Source organism: Nocardioides sp. CPCC 206348, from assembly GCF_048654705.1.
Taxonomy (GTDB): domain Bacteria; phylum Actinomycetota; class Actinomycetes; order Propionibacteriales; family Nocardioidaceae; genus Nocardioides.
Window position 1 is genome coordinate 10,021 of the sequence record NZ_JBMCZA010000233.1, and the last position, 7,327, is coordinate 17,347.

Consider the following 7,327-nt stretch of genomic DNA (forward strand, 5'->3'; position numbering starts at 1 on the left):
CAACGCCTACCTGGACGACCACTACGACCGGGCCGTGACCGAGGGCCTGTCGCTGACCGTGGACGGACCGGCGACCGACGCGGAGCTCGAAGGACTGCGCCAGCAGATCGCGGCGCTCGACCATGTCGCCGACACGATCCCGCCGTTCGTGCGGGTCTCGGACACCGTGGCCTACACGATCGGATCCTTCGACGGGCCGGCTCTCTCCGACCGGTCGCAGGACGCACTGGCGCAGGTGCGGGAGCTGGCCGCACCGGACGGAGCCCGCCTGCTGACCGCAGGCAACACGGCCAGCTTCGTCGACGAGAAGGAGAGCCTGGTCGCCAACGCTCCGTTGACCATCGGCCTGGTCATCGCGCTCACGGTCGGCCTGTTGTTCCTGCTGACCGGGTCCGTGCTGCTGCCCCTGAAGACACTGGTGATGAACGCGATGACCCTCGCCGCGTCCCTCGGGATCCTGGTGATCGTCTTCGAGCACAAGTTCCTCGTCGGGCTGCTCGACTACCCCGGACCGTACGCCGTCGAGGTCACCAGCCTGGTCTTCCTGTTCGCCGTGGCCTTCGCGCTCGCCACGGACTACGCCGTCCTGGTGATGGCGCGGGTCAAGGAGCTGCGTGACGGCGGGATGTCCAACGAGGACGCCGTGGCCCACGGTGTCGCGAAGACCGGGCGGATCATCAGCGCCGCGGCCCTGATGATCGCGGTCGTGTTCGCGGCGTTCGCGGTGAGTCCGGTCTTCTTCATGAAGCAGATCGCCGTGGGCATGGCGCTCGGCGTGATCATCGACGCGACCATCGTGCGGGCCCTGCTGGTGCCCTCGCTGATGCGGCTGCTCGGCGAGGCGAACTGGTGGGCGCCCCGCCCGCTCCGTCGGCTGCACGACCGCTTCGGGCTGAGCGAGACCGGCCCGACCGCGTGACGTGAGCCACATCAATCTCGTTCGCCCGAATGCTTGCGCCCAGTTAGCACTTTGCCTACTGTCGGTATGCGCAACTACAAGTTGCACCTAACTGTGCGCCAACGGCGGCGTGCGAAAGCGAGGTCAAGATGCTTGCCCACGAACGCTTTGGTTCGGGTGAACCGCTGGTCCTGGTCCACGGGATCGGCCACCGCAGGCAGGCCTGGTACCCGATCGTCGATCGGCTCGCCGAGCACCGCGAGGTGATCATCCTTGACCTTCCCGGCCACGGTGAGTCGCCCGCGCTGGTGCCTGACGGGCGTCCCGTGCAGGAGACGCTGCGCGACATCCTGATCGACTTCTTCGACGAGCAGGGACTTGATCGGCCCCACATCGCGGGCAACTCGCTCGGTGGCCGGATCTCGCTCGAGGCGGCGGCGGACAACCTGGTCAGCAGCGCCACGACCCTTGCCCCGGCGGGGTTCTGGAGCGGCGCGCTGGAGTTCGCCTACATCCGCGCTGTCTTCGTCGCTCTGACCGGCGCGGCGACCCTCGCCCAGCCGATCGCCCCGGCCATCCTGCGCACGGCGCCCGGTCGTGCGGCGGCCATGGGCCTGCTGATGACCCACGGCGGCCGCCTGACCCCCGAGCTCGCGCTCGGCGACCTGCGCGGACTGGTCGCCGCCAAGCCCGCCCTGAAGACGATCATCGACGGCGGCAAGCCGTTCGATCGGCCGATCGACCCCTCGATCCCCGTCACGGTCGCCTGGGGAACCCGTGACCTGGTGCTGCTCCCGTACCAGGCGAAGCGCGCCCGCAAGGCACTGCCGGACGCCACCCACGTCACGCTGCCCAAGTGCGGCCACGTCCCGATGATCGATGACGTCGACCTCGTGGTCGACGTGCTCCTCAAGGGCTCGGCGCACCCGCGCCTGGGCCTCTCGACGTACGACGTCGCCTGATCCCCGTGAGCTCATCGGGCCACTAGGTTGGCCCGATGAGCATCACTGACGAGATCACCGCCAGCATCAAGGAACTGATCCCGATCGTTGCGGCGATGGGTGTCGAGGTCATCGAGGCGGAGGCGAACTCCGTGGCGGCGCGCCTTCCGAGCGCGCCCAACGTGAACCACTTCGGGACGTCGTACGCCGGATCCTTGTTCACCGTGGCGGAACTGCTGGGTGGCGTCTTCGCCCGCACCTCGCTCGCCGCGGAGGGCGGTGTGCCGCTGGTCAAGCGGGTGGAGATCGACTTCCTGCGCCCTGCCATGACCGACGTCGTCGCGCGGACCACGCTCAGCGACGAGGAGATCGCCCGCGTCCTGGCGGAGTACGCCGAGCGCGGCAAGTCCGACTTCGAGCTGCTGACCGAGGTCACCGACGAGGCCGGGACGGTCGTCGCGCGCACCCGTGGGATCTACCAGTTGCGGCGGTTCTGACTCAGGTCCGTGATTCCGATGCCGATCGGATCCGTGTCGAGCTCCGACAAAAGTAAAGAATCCCGCTAGCCTGAGGAGTCAGCGATCGCTGTGGGAGGGATCGACGCGATGGACCTCGAACTGCCGCCGGAGGCACGCGCCCTGCTCGACGCCGTGGTGGCGATCGGGTCCGACCGCGACCTGCGCGGCGTGCTGACACGCATCGTCATTGCTTCGTGCGAGCTCACCGATGCGAAGTACGGCGTCCTGGGCATCGTCGACGACGACGGAGCCTTCACCGAGCTGGTGCCCAACCCGGCCGTGGCCGAGGAGTTCGCGCACATCACGGAGCTGCCGACCGGCTCCGGCCTGCTCGGCCTCGTGCCGCGGGAGCGGCGTGCGATCCGGATCGACGACGTCACCACGCACCCGTCGGCGACCGGCGTCTACCCGGACCGGCACCCGGTGATCGACAGCTTCCTCGGCGCCCCGGTGCTGGTCGACGAACAGGCCTTCGGCCACCTGTACCTCGGGAACAAGCGTGGGGGCGCGCCGTTCACGGCCCGCGACCAGGCGCTCGTCGAAGCGCTGGCTCGCGCCGCCGGCGTGATGATCGACAACGCTCGCGCGTACGAGCAGGTCGAGTGGCGCCGCCGCTGGCTGGTCGGCACCCGCGAGGTCGGCACCGACCTGTCGGGTCGCGCCCGGGTGCAGGACGCGCTCGATGAGCTCGTCGGCTCCCTGCGTGAGCTGTGCGATGCGCAGGTGGTCGCCTACGTCCGACGGGTCGACGGCCTGATCGAGATCCTCCAGGTGGCTGGTGACTCCGAGGCCGCGCCGGAGGTCATCGAGCGGCTGAACACCGAGATCCGCGCGGTGGTGGACGCGCGGATGCCGATCCGGATCCCGGAGTCGCCGGGCAACGCGACCCTGATCGTTCCCGTCCACACCCGCCTGTCCGGCGGCGCCGGGGCCATCGTCGTGGAGAAGGCCCACGAGACGCCGTCGCTGCGTGGCGTGATGCTGGACCTCGTCGGCGTCACCGCACTCCAGCTCGGCCTGATCCTCGATCGTGACCAGGCCCTGCGCGATCGTGCGCAGCTGCTCGTCGCCAAGGACCGCGACCGGATCGCCCGCGACCTCCACGACCTCGTCATCCAGCGGCTGTTCGCGACCGGTATGCAGCTCCAGGGCGCGCGCGGGCTCGACCCCGAAGAGCTGCGCGGTCGCGTCGACGGCGCCATCACGGACCTCGACATCGCGATCAAGGAGCTGCGCGCCGCGATCTTCGAGCTCGGTGCAGGCCCCGTGAAGCCGCTGCTGGAGGAGGTCCGCTCACTCCTCAGCGAGTACGCCGTCGTGCTGGGCTTCCAGCCGGTGCTGCGCATCACGGGCCAGGTCGAGCGAGCGCTCGCGCCGGAAGCCAACACCCACGTGCTCACCACGCTGCGCGAGGCGTTGTCCAACATCGCCCGGCACGCCGAAGCCTCCTCGGTCGTGGTCGAGATGTCGGCGTCCTCGGAGTGGTTCCGGCTCCGGGTCGCGGACGACGGGGTCGGGTTCGATCAGTCGAGCGTGACCCCGGGGCATGGCTCCGCGAACCTCGCGGGGCGGGCTGCCGAGCTCGGCGGTCACCTCAACGTGACGACGGCGCCCGGCGAGGGCACCACCCTGCAGTGGGTCATTCCGGTCGCGGGCTGATCTCTCCGGCCTCCACGGGGACGGGCTCGGGCGCAGGCCCGGCCACCATCGGCCAGACCGCCCGCAACAGCGTGCTCACGGCGGTGCAGGCGAGCGCCACGAGCAGGAACCGGGTCAGCGCCTGGTCGACCGTGAGCAGGCCCTGGCTGGCGCGGTACGCCGCCGGGGAGGCCACCAGCGCAGCCACGAACAGCACGCGCAGGTCGATCAGTGCCGGAGTCTCCGGTGTGGGGCGGGTACGACGGCGCGCCATCATGCACCGGCCGTGGTGAGGACCGGGTGGGCGCCGACGGCGCCGGTGGAGCCGACGACCGCGACCGAGCGCACCTGACGGGCCGCGCCCAGCTCCGAGTAGGCCAGCACGGGGAGCCGTTCGACGGCCGGCGCGACCAGTCGTCGTACGGCGGCCCGGAGCTGGGGTGCGCAGACGAGGACCGGGCGAAGGCCCGCATTCTCGGCGTTCTGCGCGCTCTGGACCAGACCCAGCAGGACGTTCTGGGCGACGTCGGGGTGCAGCACGATCACCGCACCCTGCTCGGTGGGACGCAGGCCCTCCAGCATCTGCTGCTCGAGGGCCGGGTCGAAGCTGATCGCGTGCAGCACGCCGTCGGAGACGTACGACGACGCGAGCGACGGCTCGAGGGACGCGCGCGCTGCTTCGACGAGGCCGTCCAGGTCCTTGGACGCGGTGGCACGAACGGACAGGGCCTCGAAGATCCGGACCAGGTCGCGGATCGGGATCCGCTCGTCGAGCAGGGCCCGCAGCACGCGCTGCACCTCGCCCAGTGGCAGCTGCACCGGCGTGAGCTCCTCGATGACGACCGGGTGCGAGCGCTTGACGATGTCGGTCAGCAGGCGGACGTCCTCGCGGCCGAGCAGGCGGCTGGCGTGCTGGTGGACGACCTCGGAGAGGTGGGTCGTGACGACCGACGCACGGTCCACCACGGTGGCGCCACCGATCTCCGCCTGGTGGCGCAGCTCGGCCGGGATCCACTTGGCCTCCAGCCCGAAGACCGGCTCCTGGGTGGGCGTTCCGGGCAACGACCCGAGGTGGTCGCCGATGGCCAGCACCGTGCCACGAGGCGCTTCGCCGCGGGCCACCTCGGCGCCGTACAGCGTGATGGCGTAGGTGTTCGGCGGCAGCTCGAGGTTGTCGCGGGTGCGCACCGGCGGGATCACGATGCCGAGCTCGCCGGCCACCTTCCGGCGCAGCGCCTTCACCCGGTCGAGCAGGTCGCCGCCCGCGCGGGCATCGACGAGGTCGATCAGGTCGGCGGACAGCTCCAGGCCGAGGGGGTCGACGCGGATCTCGGCGGCCAGGGCCTCGGGGGAGTCGGGTGCTTCGACGAGCTCGCCGGTCGTCGTACCGCTGGCGGCCTCCGCCTCGGCCGCTCTCTCGTCGATCCGGCTGGCGGCGATGAGGAACAGCCCTCCGACGAGTAGGAACGGGATCTTCGGCAGGCCGGGGATCAGGCACAGCCCCAGGGCTCCGAACCCGGCCACGCGCAACGGCATCTTGCGGGCGAAGACCTGGCCGACGATGTCCGAACCCATGTCGGAGTCGGCGACCGAGCGGGTGACGATGAGGCCGGTGGCGACGGACAGCAGCAGGGCCGGGACCTGGGAGACCAGGCCGTCGCCGATGGAGAGCAGGGAGTAGGTCTGGATCGCCTCGCCGAACGGCATGCCGTTCTGGGCGACGCCGATGGCGAAACCCCCGAGGAGGTTGACGAGCGTGATGATGATCGCGGCGATCGCGTCGCCCTTCACGAACTTCGACGCACCGTCCATCGCGCCGTGGAAGTCGGCCTCGGCGTGCACCTCGGCCCGCCGTCGACGCGCCTCGTCCTCATCGATCAGGCCGGAGTTGAGGTCCGCGTCGATCGCCATCTGCTTGCCGGGCATCGCGTCGAGGGCGAACCGCGCCCCGACCTCGGCGACACGGCCGGCGCCGTTGGTGATCACGAGGAACTGGATGACGAGCAGGATCGAGAAGACGATGAGGCCGACGATCAGGGACCCGCCGACGACGAAGTGCCCGAACGTGTCGATCACCTTGCCGGCGTACCCGTCGACCAGGACGAGCCGGGTCGCACTCACGTTGAGCGCCAGCCGGAACAGGGTCATCACCAGGATCACCGACGGGAAGGCGGCGAACTCCAGCGGCTTGTGGATGAACATCGCGACCATCAGCACCAGCAGCGCGCCGGTGATGTTCAGTGCGATCAGCACGTCGAGGAGCACGGCCGGCAGGGGCACCACGAGCATCACGACGATCATCACGATGCCGAGCGGGACACCGAGCTTCGTCAGCGACTTCACGTCCATGGGGTGGATCAGCCTCTCGCGGGTCGACCGGGGTCGACAGCCGAGCGCCGTCCGTGGCACTGCAATGGGGACGCCGTCCTGGCGTCGTACTGCCTGATCGGCCGCAGCGGTGCGGGGTTGAGGGATTCCTGCACCCGTCAGGTGCCGATCGCCCGCCGCCGTCCGGCCGCGGTGAGGACCTCCGGCACTTCCTCGGTACGACGAGGGGAGCGGTGCTTTCCGCCGTACTGACCGGCGTTGCGGCGACTGAGCACGAAGGCCAGCACCTGCGCGACGGCGGCCCAGAGCTCGCGGGGGATCTCCTGGCCGACCTCGCAGCTGCGGTAGATGGCGCGCGCGAGGGTGACGTCCTGCACGAGGGGGACGCGCTCCTCGGCGGCCCGTTCGCGGATCTTCGCGGCGATCGCCCCGGCTCCCCGGGCAACGACCCGCGGAGCGCCGCGTGACGGGTCGTAGCGCAGCGCCACGGCCACGTGGGTCGGGTTCACCAGGAGCACGTCGGCGGTGGCGACGTCGGCCATCATCCGGTTGCGGGCGGCCGCGAGCTGGCGGCTGCGCATCGCGCTCTTGATCATCGGGTCGCCCTCGGCCTGCTTGTGCTCCTGCTTGATCTCGCTGTGGCTCATCCGGGTCTGCTTGCCGATCCGGCGGCGCATCATCGCGTAGTCGGCAGCGGCCATGCCCAGGCCGGCGACCGCGACGCTGAGGATCAGGTGGGAGACCTCGTCGGCGAGCAGGCCCAGCACGGTCTCGATCGGCAGCACGTCGCCCACCAGGGGCATCATCGAGCGCACGGCGCCGTAGGCGAGGAACGCCACGACGCTGCTCTTGGCCAGCACCTTCACGCCCTCCCACAACGCGTGGGGGCCGAACGCCCGCTTCGCGCCCTTGATGGGGTCGAGCTTCTTCGCGTCCGGCTTGACCAGCTTGGGGGAGAGGTAGAAGCCGCCCTGCGCCAGTGCGGCGACCACGCCGACCACCAG

Annotated in this window: 7 protein-coding genes; 4 read left to right on the forward strand and 3 right to left on the reverse strand. The window is 70.3% G+C overall.

The genetic code is table 11. The features are described 5' to 3' along the window. From ACOADB_RS26640 to ACOADB_RS26655, 4 genes are all read left to right on the forward strand, one after another. The coding region (locus ACOADB_RS26640; RefSeq protein WP_378606142.1) for an MMPL family transporter at window positions 1-919 on the forward strand (919 nt) is incomplete at its 5' end. Window positions 920-1,047: 128 nt separating this feature from the next. Further along, a complete protein-coding gene (locus tag ACOADB_RS26645; protein WP_378606145.1) occupies window positions 1,048-1,860 on the forward strand; it encodes an alpha/beta fold hydrolase in 813 nt (270 codons plus the stop codon). Between the two features lie 35 nt (window positions 1,861-1,895). Continuing rightward, a complete protein-coding gene (locus ACOADB_RS26650) occupies window positions 1,896-2,336 on the forward strand; it encodes a YiiD C-terminal domain-containing protein (RefSeq protein ID WP_378606148.1) in 441 nt (146 codons plus the stop codon). A gap of 108 nt (window positions 2,337-2,444) precedes the next feature. After that, window positions 2,445-4,016 carry a GAF domain-containing sensor histidine kinase gene (locus ACOADB_RS26655; RefSeq protein WP_378606152.1) on the forward strand — a complete coding sequence of 524 codons (1,572 nt, stop codon included), beginning with the start codon at window positions 2,445-2,447 and terminating at the stop codon, window positions 4,014-4,016. Here ACOADB_RS26655 and ACOADB_RS26660 read toward each other — a convergent pair. The 3 genes from ACOADB_RS26660 to ACOADB_RS26670 form a co-directional block, all read right to left on the reverse strand. Then, complete coding sequence (locus ACOADB_RS26660) at window positions 3,997-4,272, reverse strand: hypothetical protein (protein ID WP_378606155.1); 276 nt, start codon at window positions 4,270-4,272, stop codon at window positions 3,997-3,999. The two genes, ACOADB_RS26655 and ACOADB_RS26660, sit on opposite strands and share 20 nt — an antisense overlap. Next, the gene (gene flhA / locus ACOADB_RS26665) at window positions 4,269-6,344 is read right to left on the reverse strand and encodes a flagellar biosynthesis protein FlhA (RefSeq protein ID WP_378606158.1); all 2,076 of its coding nucleotides are present in this window, start codon (window positions 6,342-6,344) and stop codon (window positions 4,269-4,271) included. The genes ACOADB_RS26660 and flhA overlap by 4 nt, the downstream gene beginning before the upstream one ends. A 137-nt stretch (window positions 6,345-6,481) precedes the next feature. Then, the coding region (locus tag ACOADB_RS26670) for an EscU/YscU/HrcU family type III secretion system export apparatus switch protein (protein ID WP_378606161.1) at window positions 6,482-7,327 on the reverse strand (846 nt) is incomplete at its 5' end.